This window comes from Bacillus sp. B2-WWTP-C-10-Post-4, assembly GCF_009183805.1.
Lineage (GTDB): Bacteria > Bacillota > Bacilli > Bacillales > Bacillaceae_G > Bacillus_A > Bacillus_A cereus.
The window spans coordinates 1,471-2,699 of the sequence record NZ_WEII01000191.1 but is presented as its reverse complement, the minus strand read 5'-3'; the positions used below and the strand labels follow the sequence as shown (position 1 = coordinate 2,699).

Below are 1,229 nucleotides of genomic sequence, written 5' to 3'. Positions count from 1 at the left end.
TTTTTAGTTTGGTTAAGTTAGAAAGGGCGCACGGTGGATGCCTTGACACTAGGAGTCGATGAAGGACGGGACTAACGCCGATATGCTTCGGGGAGCTGTAAGTAAGCTTTGATCCGAAGATTTCCGAATGGGGAAACCCACCATACGTAATGGTATGGTATCCTTATCTGAATACATAGGGTAAGGAAGACAGACCCAGGGAACTGAAACATCTAAGTACCTGGAGGAAGAGAAAGCAAATGCGATTTCCTGAGTAGCGGCGAGCGAAACGGAACATAGCCCAAACCAAGAGGCTTGCCTCTTGGGGTTGTAGGACATTCTATACGGAGTTACAAAGGAACGAGGTAGACGAAGCGACCTGGAAAGGTCCGTCGTAGAGGGTAACAACCCCGTAGTCGAAACTTCGTTCTCTCTTGAATGTATCCTGAGTACGGCGGAACACGTGAAATTCCGTCGGAATCTGGGAGGACCATCTCCCAAGGCTAAATACTCCCTAGTGATCGATAGTGAACCAGTACCGTGAGGGAAAGGTGAAAAGCACCCCGGAAGGGGAGTGAAAGAGATCCTGAAACCGTGTGCCTACAAATAGTCAGAGCCCGTTAACGGGTGATGGCGTGCCTTTTGTAGAATGAACCGGCGAGTTACGATCCCGTGCGAGGTTAAGCTGAAGAGGCGGAGCCGCAGCGAAAGCGAGTCTGAATAGGGCGTTTAGTACGTGGTCGTAGACCCGAAACCAGGTGATCTACCCATGTCCAGGGTGAAGTTCAGGTAACACTGAATGGAGGCCCGAACCCACGCACGTTGAAAAGTGCGGGGATGAGGTGTGGGTAGCGGAGAAATTCCAATCGAACCTGGAGATAGCTGGTTCTCCCCGAAATAGCTTTAGGGCTAGCCTTAAGTGTAAGAGTCTTGGAGGTAGAGCACTGATTGGACTAGGGGTCCTCATCGGATTACCGAATTCAGTCAAACTCCGAATGCCAATGACTTATCCTTAGGAGTCAGACTGCGAGTGATAAGATCCGTAGTCAAAAGGGAAACAGCCCAGACCGCCAGCTAAGGTCCCAAAGTGTGTATTAAGTGGAAAAGGATGTGGAGTTGCTTAGACAACTAGGATGTTGGCTTAGAAGCAGCCACCATTTAAAGAGTGCGTAATAGCTCACTAGTCGAGTGACTCTGCGCCGAAAATGTACCGGGGCTAAATACACCACCGAAGCTGCGGATTGATACCG

At 50.0% G+C, this 1,229-nt stretch carries 1 rRNA gene (running past one end of the window); it reads left to right on the top strand.

The features are described from left to right. Positions 1–10: 10 nt before the first annotated feature. Positions 11–1,229, top strand: a 23S ribosomal RNA gene (locus tag GBN78_RS28595) (it continues 1,462 nt past the right edge of the window).